This window comes from Bacillus sp. GMa5/1, from assembly GCF_050172015.1.
Classification (GTDB): domain Bacteria; phylum Bacillota; class Bacilli; order Bacillales; family Bacillaceae_G; genus Bacillus_A; species Bacillus_A cereus.
On record NZ_JBNLYC010000046.1, the window covers coordinates 1 to 14,567 of the forward strand.

Below are 14,567 nucleotides of genomic sequence, written 5' to 3' on the forward strand. Positions count from 1 at the left end.
ATTAATTACAGGTTCAAATTACAAGTTCAAAAGAACTCGTAATCAGACCCTTTTGTTTAATGGGTTTTACATATTTTCATTAGGCAAATTCCGAGAAATCGTATGATAAAACTAAAAATGATGAGGAGAGGATCAGATGGAATTCGAATTTTTCTTTCAAATTGCACTTATTTTATTAAGTACAAAGCTTGCTGGTGATCTTAGTGTTAGATTAGGTCAACCTTCTGTACTAGGTAAATTAATTGTCGGTATCGTTATCGGTCCAGCTGTATTAGGTTGGATTGAAAATTCAGAGCTTCTAACTCAATTAAGTAATGTCGGGGTTATTCTTCTAATGTTTATGGCTGGACTTGAAACAGACTTAGAAGAATTAAACGCCAATCGTAATTCTTCTTTAGCAGTTGCACTCGGAGGTATTATTCTTCCATTCGTAGGTGGTTACGTTTCCGGCCTTGTTATGGGAATGGAACAAGGAAACGCTGTATTCTTAGGATTACTTCTATGTGCGACAAGTGTTAGTATTTCCGTACAAACACTTCGTGATTTAGGTAAAATGAAAACACGTGAAAGTACGACGATGCTTGGAGCCGCTGTATTTGATGATATTCTTGTTGTTATTTTATTAGCATTCGCAATGAGCTTCTTAGGCACTGATGATGTTAACTTAACAATGATTATCTTGAAGAAAGTAGTATTCTTCGCTTCTATTATTTTAATTGGATGGAAAGGTGTTCCAGCAATTATGCGTTGGTTGTCACCACTGCGCGTATCTGAGTCTATCGTGAGCGCAGCTCTTATCATCTGTTTCTCATTCGCATATTTCGGCGAACTATTAGGAATTGCTGGTATTATCGGTGCTTTCGCTGCTGGTATTGCAATTTCTCAAACAAACTACAAACATGAAGTAGAAAAGAAAGTAGAACCAATTGCTTACGCTATGTTCGTTCCAGTATTCTTCGTTAGTATCGGTATGAATATTACATTTGACGGTATTGGCAATCAAATTTGGTTCATCTTAGCATTAACAGTAATCGCTGTATTAACGAAACTAATTGGTTGTGGTGTTGGTGCACGCATGACTGGATTTGATGCTAAGTCTTCTGCAATTATCGGTTCTGGTATGGTTTCTCGTGGTGAAGTTGCACTTATCATTGCAGGAACAGGACTTTCTTCAGGTCTATTGGCACAAGATTACTTTACAGCAATCGTTATTGTCGTTATTTTAACTACAATGATTACACCACCAATGTTAAAATACACTTTTGGTGCAAAAGATAAAGCAATGAAAGCAAGTAAATAAGTTTACTATAATAAAAGGAGATTGCTATTTTATAAGATAGCAATCTCCTTTTTGTTTTATCTTTAAACAATCTCGTTCTTTTTTAACCATTTTTCAAAAATAGTTCGTGCTTCTTCATCATTGATATCATTACTAAATGAATACACCTTAATACCATAATCATCTATATATTCACCCAGTTTCATTTCCTCCACTTTCTTATAAAAATCGTCTACCTCATAGTGCGGAAGATAAGCATCCCAAACTGGTTCATTTATTCTTTTGTACGCCGTCACTTCTAAATCATATCCGTCTTCATAATATCCGATGTGATAATGTTTGTTCGGATCATATTTATCCATTAAAAGTCCCCTCTACTAAACAAAAGCGAGCCTTATATTAAAGCTCGCTCCTCTCTCTATTTATTAAATACGTTCCATCGCCGTCTTCAAAGTTCCAACAACAAAGGCAATTTCTTCACTTGAAATAATAAGCGGCGGTGCTAATGTTAAGACGTTATTATATCCTGCTGTCGTCATACCGTTTCGTCCTATAATAAGCCCTTTTTCTTTACAAGCATTTACGACACTTGCGATTTTGTCGTTATCAATTGGCTCTTTCGTCTCTTTATCATTTACTAATTCAATTCCAACTAATAGACCTTTTCCTCTAATATCCCCAACAAGCGGATGTTCCCCAATTTCATCTTTTAGTTGCTCTAATAAAAGGGAACCCATTTGCGCAGATCGCTCAATTAAATTTTCATTTTCCATAATCTCTAAGTTTTTAAGGGCTAATGCACAAGCTGCTGGATTTCCACCAAATGTATTAATATGTCGGAAGAATTCATACTCTCCCTTCCCTTTAAATGCTTCATATATTTCTTTTTTCACAGCTGTTGCAGATAATGGTAAATATGCGCTCGTAATCCCTTTTGCCATCGTAATAATATCTGGCTTCACATCATAATTCATAAATCCAAATGCTTTTCCTGTACGTCCGAAACCGCAAATTACTTCATCACTAATAAGCAAGGCACCGTGTTTTTGACACGTCTCATGAACAGCTTTCATATAGTCTTGTGGTGGCATTAATATGCCCCCGCCTGTAATAATTGGTTCCATAATAAAAGCGGCAATTGTTTCACTTAATTCCCACGTCATAACACGATCGACTTCTTTCACACATTCTACATCATAAATATGCTGCCCTTCAATTTCAGGCATACGGTAACAATCCGGTGGTGTTACGTGTAAAAAGCCTGAAGCAAACGGTTCATATTGATATCTACGCTGCGCTTGTCCCGTCGCTGCCATTGTCGCCATTGTATTCCCGTGATACCCACGATAACGTGACATAAATTTATAACGATGTGGTTCACCTTTTTGCGCATAATATTGCCTTGCTATTTTAAAAGCTGTTTCGTTCGCTTCTGAACCACTATTTGAGAAGAAAATAACATACTCTCCCCCAAGCCACTCATTTAATTTTTCAGCAAGCTTTATAGCTGGTTCATGAGATTGTGACATTGGAAAGTATGATAATGTTTGTAATTGCTTATAAGCCGCTTCTGCGAGCTCCTTTCTTCCATATCCACTATTCACACACCAAAGACCACTCATACCATCTAAATATCTTTTTCCTTGTATATCTTCAACCCAGCACCCTTCAGCTTTTGCCCCTACCATTGTACTATTTGGACTAAAGGGACGCATTCCGTGCCAAACATATTGCTCATCTTTTGCTAATAATTCATCAGTTTGCTTCGTTTTCATCATTACTTCCACCTTCCATAACAACTTATTTTTCACAAAAGCTGCGCTGGTGCCATGATGACTTAAATTTCTCCCTGCTATTTTCATTCCACAAAATTAAGACAAATCCTACTTACAAATCAGTAATATTTACAAGAAAATGACAAAAGAAAAAAGAGCTTTTCTTATCTATCGAAAAGCTCCTCTTTTATTTAATGTGAAGACGCATCACTAATACCGTGACCAGTATTAGATTTCACAAGAATTTCATCAAATTTCGCTGCATCTTCTTTCTTACTAGATAAAACAGTTCCTAAATATGCTGCAAGAAATCCGAGCGGAATTGAAATAATTCCTGGTGTCGTATATGGGAATATCGCTTCCCCAACAAAAATAGCTTTTCCAGCTACAGGGTTCCAAACATTCGGACTCAACGCTACGAGAACAATTGCTGATACGAGCCCTACAATCATACCGGAAATAGCACCCGTTGTATTAAAACGCTTCCAATATATTGTAAATAAAATCACTGGTAGATTTGCACTCGCTGCAACTGCAAATGCTAATGATACTAAAAATGCTACGTTTAATGTTTGGGCAAATAATGCAAGTATGATAGATAATATCGCTACTCCAATAGATGCATACCGAGCCATAGATACTTGCTCTTTTTCCGATGATTTCCCTTTGCGAATGATCTCATTATAAAAATCATGAGCGAATGCTGATGCTGCCGTTAATACGAGACCTGCCACTACAGCCAAAATTGTTGCAAAAGCAATTGCTGATACGAAAGCAAATAAGAAGTCTCCACCTAACGCTTTGGCTAATAAAGGTGCTGCCATATTACCCGCTGGGTTCGCTTTAATAATCGCTTCATTTCCTACAAACGCTGCCGCACCAAATCCTAAGAAAATCGTCATAATATAAAATGCACCAATTAACCATGTCGCATATACGACAGATTGACGTGCAGTTTTTGCATCACGTACTGTAAAAAAGCGGACAAGTATATGTGGTAATCCAGCTGTACCAAGTACTAGTCCTAAATTTAAAGAAAGTGTATCAAGGCCATCCTTATACTTTACACCTGGATTTAAAAATGAATCTTTTAATGGTGTAGCTGTTTTCATTTGGGCAAACATTTCAGTCACGCTGAAGTTGAATTTTGCGAAAACGATAACAGAAATAATAAACGTACCGGCCATAAGTAATACAGCCTTTACAATTTGTACCCAGCTCGTTGCTGTCATACCACCAAAAATAACATACACCGTCATAAGTGTTCCAACGATTAATACAGATGTCGTATATTCAATCCCTAATAATAATTTAATAAGTGCACCCGCGCCAACTAATTGTGCAATCATATAAAAGATAGAAATCGTCATCGTATTAAGAGCTGCAACTCCGCGAACTTTTTTCGCGTCAAAGCGTGCTGCAATCATATCCGCCAAAGTGTACTTTCCTAAATTTCTAAGCGGTTCTGCAACAAGATATAGTACAACTAAATAAGCAACTAAAAAACCGATACTATAAAAGAATCCATCAAACCCAGTTAATGCGATTGCTCCAGCTATACCGAGAAATGAAGCAGCAGACATGTAATCTCCAGCAATGGCCAGACCATTTTGCCAACCAGTTAATCCCCCTCCAGCCGTATAAAATTCACTCGCATTTTTCGTTTTTTTCGATGCAAAATAGGTTATGACGAGCGTACCAAGAACAATAATTAAAAATAGTGCAAATGCAGTAGTATTCAAGTTCAGCCCCTCCCTTTTTGCATATCTTGCAAAATTTTTCGGGAGATTTCATCAAATGATTCTGCTTTTTTGCTATAAATCATACATAGTGCCCATGTCATAATAAATTGGGAAAAAGCAAATACCCACGCCCATGTAACGTCTCCAAATGCAGGTGTATTAAGCACCTTTGAATACGATGTTAGAATAGGTAATGCGATAAAAAAACTAAAAAAGAAAATACTCATTGGAATGATAAACTTCTTTTTCGTATTTAATAACAATTGAAATTCTTCCGACTGAACGACCTCTGTATAATTCACCTCATTTTGCAACTTACGTGCTGACGTATCGTCTCGTTTCATTAACCGATCCCCTCTCTTACTAAAAATACACTTCCCCCTTGCATACCTAAAGACTAAATTTTATAAATATTCAGAAACTTATATTCATTTTAGACAATCCATGCATTCATGCAAAGATTTTTTGATAGACATTTTTCGGCAATTTCCCCTAAATTTTTAATATACTTTTTCAAAATAAAGTGACACCTTACTTATTTATCCTCATTAAGACAAAAGCAGTGCTTAACGCACTACTTTTGTCTTTTTTTCCTTTTCTAAATTACGAGCCGTTTCGCTTAACTCAACATCTTTTCCATCTTTAAGTGTTCCAAATATAAAATCGAATACTGGATTTGAAACACCAAACCAAAACTTTTCGTTTTTATAATGATGTAATATATGTTGTTTTTTTAGCCATCTTCCAAACTTAGTGACGGGACGAATCGGTCTATGAGCAATATAATGTTTCCATTCGTAAACGAGCAGCATAATAATCATTCCGATTCCAAATGAAAGTGCAATAGTAACACTTTTTGTAATACCATATGCTATAAGTAAATATATAGTAAAACTAGGTATACTAAACCATACAGGTAAAAACAAAAGTTTTAAATCATCTGGATATACGTGGTGATCATAATGCAATCTTCTTAACATTTTTAATAGAAATGTGTTTTTAGGTGGCTTTATATGGAATAAAAAACGATGTGTCATATATTCATTAAGTGTATAGAAAACAATCCCAAACATACATGCTAACATGCCAAACCACGTAAAAAATTGCATTTTTAAAATAATAATGAAAATAAATAGAATGCTATACATAATAACAATATCATGTTGTAAAAAGAACTCTTTCCCCACTTTCTTCATCTTGTTTCCCCCTTTTCCAAAAAAACAGCCGCAACATATCGTTACGACTATTTCTTTTCTATTCTTATTCTATTCACTTTACAAATTTGCCTGCTGTTCTATTGCCGAGAAAAAATTGTTTGATCCAAATATATTTTGCTTCGGAATAATATGTTCCACTGCAAACACTGTTACTTCTCCTCTTTGCACTTCTCCAATAATGAGCCCAAATATTTCATGATTTACTGCAAACGTCGGTTGCTTTGTTTGTAACAATCTTGCAGCATTATGAAATACCGCTTCATATAGTGGATTTCTATCAGTAATTTCTTTTCGGATTTTTGGCGCTAACGTAATTATAATTTCTTTTCCGTCAATAGTGGTTCGATACATAAAAATCTCCCCTTCAATCTTATGTGAACAACTGTAAAGCTTTGTATGCAAAATGTATAGAGTAACCTACTAAAATAATACCTGCTCCGGCTGTTATGTAGCCAAGCGCTTTTGGTTTTAATAAAGTTCTTCCAAAATGTACAGAAAAAGCAATATTTAAATTCCATAAAATAATACCAACAATAATGCAAAGACTGTACAAAAAAGCTTCTTGTTTCGTTACCTTCGTAAGTAATGAGCTAAGTGTACTTCCGTATATACCAAACCAAAAAACAAGATTTAATGGATTGGATATCGCAATTAAAAATCCTGCCATAAACGATTGCTTAAGGCCACCTACCTCTTCTTTTTTATATTCCATATTCGATTCGAAAATTCCTTGTTTTACACTTTGAAATCCTAAATAAAATAACAAGAAAAAACCCGTGCAATACATGAAGGCTTGTACATATGTATACATAAACACAGAAGATAAACCGAAATAAATGAGAAGCATAAATAAAACATCTGCAGTCATTCCACCAATTCCAACAACCCAAGCGTGCCAAAAACCACGTTCAATTCCTCGTTTTAACATTTCAATATTAATCGGCCCTACTGGCGCAGCTAATGATATACCTAATACGATTTGCTGTATAATTGCTCCAATCATCGCTCTATCCTTTCTACTCTCTTTACTACTAGTTAATGATGTAATTTTAAAAAATAGACTAGCTTTCATAATAAAATACCCTTTTTTATCCAAAATATACAAAAGAGCCATCTAGATGATGGCTCTTACTTTTCTATCCTATGAAGAAAAGGACATTTCCCTTTTATTGGCTCTACATCGTCTCCTATGAAATATTGTTTCCATTCACGATGCTCTGGGTCACCATAATGACTAATGTTAGGATGTTTCGGCAATTGATCCCACTTTTCAACTCGCTCACGGACCATTTGTCTTGAATATGCTCCTTTAGGACGATCTCCCTCTAATCCATCAAAAATAATGCGTGGCTGAAACCCAATAACGAGAGAATTCCCTAAATGTCTAGTTTTTCGTTGTTTATAAGCTGGCGCATTTCCAAATGCGAATATTGGCTCACCACCAAATGAAAATTCCCATAAATAATGGTCTGGGTCTTCAGGAATTTGCTTTGGCCATGCTTGATTATCGTTTTCATGTAAATACTGTAACACTTTCCAAAAAGAATCACGGTAATATTCGAGTGAATGTTCTTCACATTCCGGTTCTACAAAAAGGAAAAAGCCCCTTCTTACAATCGGTCTCTCTTTCATTAACTCTAAAAAAGATAACATTGTATGCGGCAAATGACTCCAATCATTATGAGAAAGAAATGAATAACGAAGTTCATTCTTTTTCAAAGCTGTTAAACCGAAATAACATGGAAAAGTTGGTTCTAACACAACATTTGAAAAAATCTCAAATTCTTTTGCAACCCAATCCGGTATGTCGGTTCTCGTTCTCATTCCTTCATTATCTAATAAGTAAGACTTATTCATTCTTTCACCTCATTATGTATAGCATTCAATTAAGAATATTACATACCCGGCTTGTCCTATACCTATTTAAAAATTTGACTGGAAAATTATTTAAAAATACAAAAAAATAAAATCGCTTACTTGACTAAATTCTCCCAATTCGTGTATATTTAAATTAATCATTTAGCAGAATATTCAAGAATATAGCATTTTTAGTTTATATTATTTTTTTAATGAATTTCACTAAATGAAAATAGTAAACGCTTTTAGGAGGAATTGTAACATGCAAGGAAAAGTAAAATGGTTTAACAACGAAAAAGGTTTTGGATTTATCGAAATGGAAGGCGCTGACGATGTATTCGTACATTTCTCTGCTATTCAAGGAGACGGCTACAAAGCTTTAGAAGAAGGTCAAGAAGTATCTTTCGACATTACTGAAGGTAACCGCGGACCTCAAGCTGCTAACGTAGTAAAACTTTAATCCAACATATAACAGGAGGTTGCCTTACTTGGTAACCTCCTTTGTTATTCCTTTGTATATTTCCGTTTTACAGAGCAAAAACTATGTGAAATGCGCACTATACAAAGGAGGAATTATTAATGGGATCAGAATTAAATGATTTTGAAGAAGTGAAATTCCGTGTAGAAACAGCACAAAAAATGGTAGGATCAGCAACAATTTCAATGGATCCAGATACATTAGAGCATGCTACTACTGCTGTAGAAGCAGCTCGCTCTCAGCTTGAAATTATGAAATCTGTTGCAACTGATTTAGATGAGCCATTTTTAATGAATGAGGAAAAGAAATTAAATAAATGTGAGCATCAACTAAACGAAGCAAGACACTAAAAAACATCCAGAGAATTTTCTCTGGATGTTTTTTCATGACAACTGTTCTCCATACTTTTTCAATGTTTCTCCAACTGTACATTGCCGTATACAAAATGAATGGGCATAATATTTACTATTTGTCTTTCGATTATGTTCTCGCAAGAAACATCCTTCACAATACGTTTCTAATAAGTCATTTACCTCTGTAATGAGTTGCTTTTTATCCACCTTTGCACCTCTCTATTCAGTTATTTCTTTATGACTATCAATAACTGTTCCTTCCAATGCTTGCGTAGCTAATTGATGTGCTTCTTTATTTTGTTTTCTAGATATTGGTTCACATATAAGTTTTAATTTCATTTGCTTCGCCTTTTGTTCAATTTGATCTAAATAATGGTTTAAATGCTCATCATAACAAGGCCATTCTCCGGCTAATTGCTGCAGTACAACTTGAGAATCACCGCGAAGTGTGACTGCTTCATACTTAATCCCTAATTCCTCGAGTATATTCATACCGTATAGTAACGATGCATATTCCGCTTCATTATTATCATATATACCTTCTATATATGCATTGCGGCGAATCCGGTAGTTTGTATTTCCTTTTTTATAATACACACATATACCAACGCCAGCTTCTTTCGTTTGCACATCATACCCCCCATCAAAATAAACGAGTATTTCTTGGGGATCTTCCTCTACTTGCTTACTTAACTTTTTCATCTCTTTTAATGACCATTCTGCGTCCATTTCATCATAAAATGAAATTTCTTTTACTCTTCCTGTTTTCTCAAAATCCTCTGCAAATTGAAGTACTTCTTCTATGTTCATATACTCTGTTGTTAATTCCGTCTGCAATCCGCGCTTCGTTTTATACAACCAATGAATTTTATATTTCATACTACATTCCCCTTATGTAAGACTTCTTATTTATCCGGCTAATTGAAGCCTCACTTTATTTTATTATATTTTATCAAGAGTCACAGTATTATATTCAATATAATCACATACAAAAAGAGCCATCCTATATAAGGAATAGCTCTTTCATCTATTACATAAATCTTTCAAATTGTACTCGCTTATTAATCCAGTACATTACAGGCATACCGATCGCCATTACTACGAATTCACCTGCTGCACATGTTAACCAAGTCCACATAAATGGTAGGTCAAATGCAAGATGAAGTTCAATTGCAATCATAAACATTGTAATCGTAAAGATAACTGTATTAAAAATCATACGAGCCCAAACACCTTTAATAAATCGCATAGAAATAATCGTTGCAACTAATGCAAGAATAGATTGCCCTACTCCAAATACTAAATCATAAGCGATCATAGGTGAGAAAAAGAGATTCGTTAAAAATACACCTAATACAATTCCGTAAATTGCTTTCTTGTTAAATACAACGAGATGATTAAACATCTCTGAAATACGAAACTGTACATTCGTAAAGCCAAATGGCTGAATAAGCATAGAAACAGCAATATATAATGCCGCTAAAATACCATTACCGACTAATGTTCTAATATTCATGACAAAATCTCCTTAGTTTTTTTACGTGGGATGGTTTCGAACCACGTTATTCTTTTTTTTAGCAACAAGATTATATTTTACGTGGTAGCCCCTCTTTCGTCAATAGATTTCCTATCATAAACTACCTTTTTCCTTTTAGACAACGTATAATGAAACATATGAAAGATTTAGGAGGTTTCACTTCATGACAGCAACAATTCAAAATGAAAAAGTGATCGTTTCCATTTCTGACAAAGGTGCAGAATTACAGAGCGTTCGCTTAAAAGAAGACAACATAGAATATTTATGGCAAGGTGATTCTACTTATTGGGGACGCCGTGCACCAATTTTGTTCCCAATTGTCGGTCGATTAGTAGATAATACATACTACGTAGACGGTAAACCATATTCATTAACACAACACGGTTTCGCTCGTGATCTTACTTTCTCTGTGAAAGAACAAAGCGAAACAAAGATCACTTATATCGTTACTAGTAATGAAGAAACATTAAAAAAATACCCATACGAATTCGAATTACTCGTTTCTTATGAGCTAGATGGACAAAGTGTTCATGTAACATATGAAGTAAACAATCCTACTTCTAAAGAAATGTTCTTCTCAATCGGCGCACATCCTGGATTCAACTTCCCTTTATTGGACGGTGAATCATTTACAGATTATCACTTATCGTTTAATGGTTCGGAACGCTTAGAAACAAGCGTATTAGAAGGACCTTATCTTTCAAACAAAAAGCAATTAATCGCTGAAAATACGACTGAATTGCCACTTACATACGATTTATTCAAAAATGATGCACTTATTTTTGAACATATGAATACGAATGAAATTTCGATTCGTTCTCATAAACATAATAAATTTGTAAAAGTAGAATTTGATGGATTTCCATTTGTCGGCGTATGGACACCAGGGGATAACGCACCTTTCTTATGTATTGAACCTTGGTATGGAATCGCTGATGAAGTAAATCCAGCAAAAGGTTTCAAGGACAAAAAGGGAATTCAATCTTTACAAGCGAATGAAACATTTACATGTCGTTACAGCATCACAATCGGATAACTACTCTATCCCCTACTTCAAAAAATATTTAAGTAGGGGATAATCTTATAATTTGGAGGTTTCTCATTTTGATTGAAGTATATATTGATGGTGCATCAAAAGGAAATCCTGGTCCTTCTGGTGCAGGAGTGTTTATTAAAGGCGTTCAGCCGCCTGTACAATTATCAGTACCACTTGGAACAATGTCCAATCATGAAGCAGAATACCGCGCTTTACTTCTAGCATTAAAATATTGCATTGAGCATAATTATAGCACTGTCTCTTTTCGTACAGATTCGCAGCTTGTTGAGCGGGCTGTTGAAAAGGAATACGCAAAAAATAAAATATTTGCACCTCTTTTAGATGAAGCACTACAGTACATAAAAAACTTCAATCTCTTTTTTATTAAGTGGATTCCAAGTAGTCAAAATAAAGTAGCTGATGAATTAGCTAGAAAAGCTATCTTACAAAATTAACGGGGGTATGAGTGTGAAAAAAGAGTGGATTGCTCCTCTTGCTTTATTATTTGTCTCTTTTATTTGGGGAGCTACGTTTGTTGTCGTTCAAAACGCTATGTCTTTCGTTGGTCCATTTACGTTTAATGGTATTCGTTTTTTATTCGCTGGAATTATTTTATTATTCGTTCAAATTATTTTCTCACAGAAAACTTCAAAACAAGAATTAAAACATAGTAGTTTAGCTGGATTAATAGTTGGGTTCTTCTTATTTGTCGGCTATTTATTACAAACATTTGGCTTACTTTATACAACTTCTTCAAAAGCAGGTTTCTTAACTGGGCTAAGCATTGTTATGGTCCCAATCTTATCCTTTATCTTTTTAAAACAAAAAGCCACCATTTTCATCGTACTTGGTATTGCTGTAGCTACAACAGGTTTGTACTTATTAACAGCTGCTGATTCTTTCCAATTAAATATAGGAGATATACTTGTTCTTGGTTGTGCAGTCGCTTTCGCTGCCCATATTCTTATTAACGGCTTCTTTTCTAAAAAAATATCACCTTTATTATTAAGCACATCTCAAGTATTAGCTGTTGGTATATTTTCTTCTATTTGCGCTTTCTTGTTTGAAGATTGGGAAAAGTTATTTTCAGTATCACTATGGACGAATCAATCCTTTTTATTCGCACTCTTTCTAACTGCCCTGTTTGCAACATCTATTGCTTTTTTCATTCAAACATCGGCACAAAAACACACTTCTCCAACGAGAGTAGCAATTATTTTCGCAATGGAGCCCGTTTTTGCTGCATTAACAGGCGTTCTCGTTGCAAATGAACAACTTTCTATTTCTGCTATTATCGGATGTCTATGTATTTTTCTAGGCATGATTTTTGTTGAATTACCTTCCAAAACAAAAAAAGAAGCGCAGGCTGCGTGAAGTTACGCTTGTAACTTCCGCATAAAAGCCTTAGCGCTTTTTTTATCTGTAATTTCTTCCTCTTTCAATCGTTCTAATAACGCAACGAAATAACTACCATCAAACTGCAATTGATGTTTAATTGTCGCTTCTATTGCTGCGTTCACAATCCCATCAGACGCACCAGTATATCCTTGTCCAAACATAATAAACCCTTGTGCTTCCTCTGATAATTTAAATCCTTTCGTATGTAAGAATGAAAGATAATCTTCTACTGTTTGCATGTTATTCCCACCTACTCAAAAATTCTCCATCTCCTATCATACATGTTTTTACACGCTATGAGAATTAAATTTCTTTGACAACTTTGTAAATCAATCTTCTACTTCTCTTACAATGGAGGATTTTCTAACAATCTGAAGGAATATGTACAGTGGAACTTATTTCATATTAAAGGGGAGACACGATGAAACAAGCACTATTAATTATCGACGCTCAGCAAGAATTAATTGATGGAAATGAGCAAGAAAATGAAGTTTTTCGTAAAACCGAGCTATTATCTACACTAAATATAGCCCTCCAGAAAGCAATAGATTCAAATGCTCTTATTGTTTTCGTAAGAGATATCGATGTTGCTTCTGGTAGTGGCGAAGGATTTGAAGTACATAATCAAATTCAAGTACCCCAGTCTGCAATCTTTATTAATAAAGCAGCAACCAATTCATTCTACGGTACTTCTTTACTTGAACTTTTAAAAGAAGAAAACATTAATCATATTGTTATAGGCGGATGTAAAACAGAACATTGCATTGACACTGCCGTTAGGACAGCAACTGTACAAGGATTTGACGTTACATTAATTAAAAACGGTCATTCAACAACTGATTCTAACGTATTGTCTGCAGAACAAATTATTGGTCATCACAATAAAACTTTACACGGTCATTATAACGTTGATCATTTTTCTATGGTGCGAGATATCGAGAAAGACCTCTTTCAGCCGACTCATGACCAATATCGTGATTAAATTGGCTCAAAAAAGAATCCTTCATTTAAAAGGGTTCTTTTTTATCCAAAAATTTGCGCTGCAATACTATATAGTTCACTATTTCTTTTTAATAACCGATTACTATTTTTCATCATAATTGGTGGTGTATTCACCTTTTTAAAACCAGCAATCTCTAATTCTTTCATGAAATCGTTCTTTCCTTCTGGTACATCCATTCTTAATTTTCCATTATGCCCTCTTGCTAAATCATGTACTATTCTCATTGCCATCTCATTATTTTTAGCAACGACTGGTCCTATTATTTTATTTTCTGGCGTTTGTATACTTATACCGTATCCTACTACATTTTCTTTCGTATCCTTTACAACGACACACTGCTCACTTTGCACAATTCTTTTCTTTAAAAACTCTTTTCTATTTGTTCCAAACGCATATTCATCTATTTTTATTATTTTTTCTAAATCACCCTCTTCATAATTCATCACATAATCTTCATTTCTTACACAATAATCTTTCGCATTGTATGAGTTACATATGTATTTAGAAACATAACTTACTGCCCTAAATCCTAACTTTTCATATAAAGGTTTCCCTTCATCCGTAGCAATCAGCATAATTGGAGTATGAGCTGATACGCTTTTAACGCACGCTTCCGTTATTATCTTTCCAATCCCTCTCCCCTTATAATCTGGATGTACAATCACCATTCCGATAGACGCTAATTTCTCCCCATATAATATTATTGCCGCGCTAGCAATAAGTTCCTTTCTCTCATTCCAAACACCGTATACAATCCCTGCGTTAAAAATAGTCTCAATTTCTTCTCTGTTATAATCCCACCCAATATAAGAAGATAATGATACAATATTACCTGTTTTTTCTTCCCTAAGACGCTCCACTCTAATTTCCAATTCAATCATACTCCATCCCC

20 protein-coding genes and 1 riboswitch are annotated in these 14,567 nt (G+C 34.7%); of the genes, 7 read left to right on the plus strand and 13 right to left on the minus strand.

Going from position 1 to position 14,567, the window contains the following annotated elements; genetic code table 11:
* Positions 1–136 precede the first annotated feature (136 nt).
* Entirely contained in the window at positions 137–1,300 is a 1,164-nt protein-coding gene (locus ACQGSG_RS13590; protein WP_000393892.1) for a cation:proton antiporter, read from the plus strand.
* A 62-nt stretch (positions 1,301–1,362) separates the two neighbouring features.
* Here ACQGSG_RS13590 and ACQGSG_RS13595 read toward each other — a convergent pair whose 3' ends face one another.
* The 8 genes from ACQGSG_RS13595 to ACQGSG_RS13630 all read right to left on the minus strand — a co-directional run bounded on the left by ACQGSG_RS13595 (position 1,363) and on the right by ACQGSG_RS13630 (position 7,870).
* Positions 1,363–1,641: a DUF3986 family protein gene (locus ACQGSG_RS13595; protein ID WP_021728660.1), complete on the minus strand. Its 279-nt coding sequence runs from the start codon at positions 1,639–1,641 to the stop codon at positions 1,363–1,365.
* Positions 1,642–1,704: 63 nt separating this feature from the next.
* Entirely contained in the window at positions 1,705–3,054 is a 1,350-nt protein-coding gene (locus ACQGSG_RS13600) for an aspartate aminotransferase family protein (RefSeq protein WP_000850959.1), read from the minus strand.
* Between the two features lie 191 nt (positions 3,055–3,245).
* Positions 3,246–4,796 (minus strand): solute symporter family protein, encoded by a 1,551-nt coding sequence (locus ACQGSG_RS13605; protein ID WP_001098233.1) that lies wholly within the window; start codon positions 4,794–4,796, stop codon positions 3,246–3,248.
* A gap of 2 nt (positions 4,797–4,798) precedes the next feature.
* Positions 4,799–5,140, minus strand: a complete 342-nt coding sequence (locus ACQGSG_RS13610) for a DUF485 domain-containing protein (RefSeq protein ID WP_000817366.1) — start codon at positions 5,138–5,140, stop codon at positions 4,799–4,801.
* Between the two features lie 222 nt (positions 5,141–5,362).
* Positions 5,363–5,992 (minus strand): sterol desaturase family protein, encoded by a 630-nt coding sequence (locus ACQGSG_RS13615; RefSeq protein WP_000755396.1) that lies wholly within the window; start codon positions 5,990–5,992, stop codon positions 5,363–5,365.
* A gap of 78 nt (positions 5,993–6,070) precedes the next feature.
* On the minus strand, positions 6,071–6,364 hold the full coding sequence (locus tag ACQGSG_RS13620; RefSeq protein ID WP_000286362.1) for a hypothetical protein: 294 nt from the start codon (positions 6,362–6,364) through the stop codon (positions 6,071–6,073).
* Positions 6,365–6,383: 19 nt separating this feature from the next.
* The gene (locus ACQGSG_RS13625; protein ID WP_001196839.1) at positions 6,384–7,127 is read right to left on the minus strand and encodes a LysE family transporter; all 744 of its coding nucleotides are present in this window, start codon (positions 7,125–7,127) and stop codon (positions 6,384–6,386) included.
* A 14-nt stretch (positions 7,128–7,141) separates the two neighbouring features.
* A complete protein-coding gene (locus ACQGSG_RS13630; protein ID WP_214631803.1) occupies positions 7,142–7,870 on the minus strand; it encodes a YqcI/YcgG family protein in 729 nt (242 codons plus the stop codon).
* A 262-nt stretch (positions 7,871–8,132) separates the two neighbouring features.
* Here ACQGSG_RS13630 and cspB point away from each other — a divergent pair, with 262 nt between their 5' ends.
* Positions 8,133–8,330, plus strand: coding sequence for a cold shock-like protein CspB (gene cspB / locus ACQGSG_RS13635; protein ID WP_001161731.1), 198 nt, complete (start codon positions 8,133–8,135; stop codon positions 8,328–8,330).
* A 119-nt stretch (positions 8,331–8,449) separates the two neighbouring features.
* Positions 8,450–8,698, plus strand: a complete 249-nt coding sequence (locus tag ACQGSG_RS13640; RefSeq protein ID WP_325842265.1) for a DUF2564 family protein — start codon at positions 8,450–8,452, stop codon at positions 8,696–8,698.
* A 33-nt stretch (positions 8,699–8,731) separates the two neighbouring features.
* Here the strand turns inward: ACQGSG_RS13640 and ACQGSG_RS13645 are convergent, their stop codons facing one another.
* From ACQGSG_RS13645 to ACQGSG_RS13655, 3 genes are all read right to left on the minus strand, one after another.
* The gene (locus tag ACQGSG_RS13645) at positions 8,732–8,908 is read right to left on the minus strand and encodes a zinc-finger domain-containing protein (RefSeq protein WP_000358801.1); all 177 of its coding nucleotides are present in this window, start codon (positions 8,906–8,908) and stop codon (positions 8,732–8,734) included.
* 12 nt (positions 8,909–8,920) lie between these two features.
* Positions 8,921–9,580: a ribonuclease H family protein gene (locus tag ACQGSG_RS13650; protein WP_000875554.1), complete on the minus strand. Its 660-nt coding sequence runs from the start codon at positions 9,578–9,580 to the stop codon at positions 8,921–8,923.
* Between the two features lie 151 nt (positions 9,581–9,731).
* Complete coding sequence (locus ACQGSG_RS13655) at positions 9,732–10,217, minus strand: QueT transporter family protein (protein ID WP_001026471.1); 486 nt, start codon at positions 10,215–10,217, stop codon at positions 9,732–9,734.
* Positions 10,218–10,223: 6 nt separating this feature from the next.
* Positions 10,224–10,268, minus strand: a riboswitch (PreQ1 riboswitch).
* A 133-nt stretch (positions 10,269–10,401) separates the two neighbouring features.
* Here ACQGSG_RS13655 and ACQGSG_RS13660 point away from each other — a divergent pair.
* From ACQGSG_RS13660 to ACQGSG_RS13670, 3 genes are all read left to right on the plus strand, one after another.
* Entirely contained in the window at positions 10,402–11,274 is an 873-nt protein-coding gene (locus ACQGSG_RS13660; protein ID WP_214631802.1) for an aldose 1-epimerase family protein, read from the plus strand.
* 68 nt (positions 11,275–11,342) lie between these two features.
* Positions 11,343–11,729, plus strand: coding sequence for a reverse transcriptase-like protein (locus ACQGSG_RS13665; protein WP_000573881.1), 387 nt, complete (start codon positions 11,343–11,345; stop codon positions 11,727–11,729).
* Positions 11,730–11,742: 13 nt separating this feature from the next.
* Positions 11,743–12,648: a DMT family transporter gene (locus ACQGSG_RS13670; RefSeq protein WP_000712602.1), complete on the plus strand. Its 906-nt coding sequence runs from the start codon at positions 11,743–11,745 to the stop codon at positions 12,646–12,648.
* 2 nt (positions 12,649–12,650) lie between these two features.
* Here the strand turns inward: ACQGSG_RS13670 and ACQGSG_RS13675 are convergent, their stop codons facing one another.
* Positions 12,651–12,911: a DUF6123 family protein gene (locus ACQGSG_RS13675; protein ID WP_001195212.1), complete on the minus strand. Its 261-nt coding sequence runs from the start codon at positions 12,909–12,911 to the stop codon at positions 12,651–12,653.
* Between the two features lie 182 nt (positions 12,912–13,093).
* Between ACQGSG_RS13675 and ACQGSG_RS13680 the strand changes: the two genes are divergently transcribed.
* Positions 13,094–13,654 (plus strand): cysteine hydrolase family protein, encoded by a 561-nt coding sequence (locus tag ACQGSG_RS13680; RefSeq protein ID WP_214631801.1) that lies wholly within the window; start codon positions 13,094–13,096, stop codon positions 13,652–13,654.
* Between the two features lie 41 nt (positions 13,655–13,695).
* Here the strand turns inward: ACQGSG_RS13680 and ACQGSG_RS13685 are convergent, their stop codons facing one another.
* Complete coding sequence (locus tag ACQGSG_RS13685; RefSeq protein ID WP_214631800.1) at positions 13,696–14,556, minus strand: GNAT family N-acetyltransferase; 861 nt, start codon at positions 14,554–14,556, stop codon at positions 13,696–13,698.
* Between the last annotated feature and the right edge of the window lie 11 nt (positions 14,557–14,567).

Bases quoted from the DNA above. Each gene is read 5' to 3' on its own strand.
- ACQGSG_RS13590 (WP_000393892.1), top strand. From the start codon at position 137: ATGGAATTCGAATTTTTCTTTCAAATTGCACTTATTTTATTAAGTACA.
- ACQGSG_RS13595 (WP_021728660.1), bottom strand. From the start codon at position 1,641: ATGGATAAATATGATCCGAACAAACATTATCACATCGGATATTATGAA.
- ACQGSG_RS13600 (WP_000850959.1), bottom strand. From the start codon at position 3,054: ATGAAAACGAAGCAAACTGATGAATTATTAGCAAAAGATGAGCAATAT.
- ACQGSG_RS13610 (WP_000817366.1), bottom strand. From the start codon at position 5,140: ATGAAACGAGACGATACGTCAGCACGTAAGTTGCAAAATGAGGTGAAT.
- ACQGSG_RS13615 (WP_000755396.1), bottom strand. From the start codon at position 5,992: ATGAAGAAAGTGGGGAAAGAGTTCTTTTTACAACATGATATTGTTATT.
- ACQGSG_RS13620 (WP_000286362.1), bottom strand. From the start codon at position 6,364: ATGTATCGAACCACTATTGACGGAAAAGAAATTATAATTACGTTAGCG.
- ACQGSG_RS13625 (WP_001196839.1), bottom strand. From the start codon at position 7,127: ATGGCTCTTTTGTATATTTTGGATAAAAAAGGGTATTTTATTATGAAA.
- ACQGSG_RS13630 (WP_214631803.1), bottom strand. From the start codon at position 7,870: ATGAATAAGTCTTACTTATTAGATAATGAAGGAATGAGAACGAGAACC.
- cspB (WP_001161731.1), top strand. From the start codon at position 8,133: ATGCAAGGAAAAGTAAAATGGTTTAACAACGAAAAAGGTTTTGGATTT.
- ACQGSG_RS13640 (WP_325842265.1), top strand. From the start codon at position 8,450: ATGGGATCAGAATTAAATGATTTTGAAGAAGTGAAATTCCGTGTAGAA.
- ACQGSG_RS13650 (WP_000875554.1), bottom strand. From the start codon at position 9,580: ATGAAATATAAAATTCATTGGTTGTATAAAACGAAGCGCGGATTGCAG.
- ACQGSG_RS13655 (WP_001026471.1), bottom strand. From the start codon at position 10,217: ATGAATATTAGAACATTAGTCGGTAATGGTATTTTAGCGGCATTATAT.
- ACQGSG_RS13660 (WP_214631802.1), top strand. From the start codon at position 10,402: ATGACAGCAACAATTCAAAATGAAAAAGTGATCGTTTCCATTTCTGAC.
- ACQGSG_RS13675 (WP_001195212.1), bottom strand. From the start codon at position 12,911: ATGCAAACAGTAGAAGATTATCTTTCATTCTTACATACGAAAGGATTT.
- ACQGSG_RS13680 (WP_214631801.1), top strand. From the start codon at position 13,094: ATGAAACAAGCACTATTAATTATCGACGCTCAGCAAGAATTAATTGAT.
- ACQGSG_RS13685 (WP_214631800.1), bottom strand. From the start codon at position 14,556: ATGATTGAATTGGAAATTAGAGTGGAGCGTCTTAGGGAAGAAAAAACA.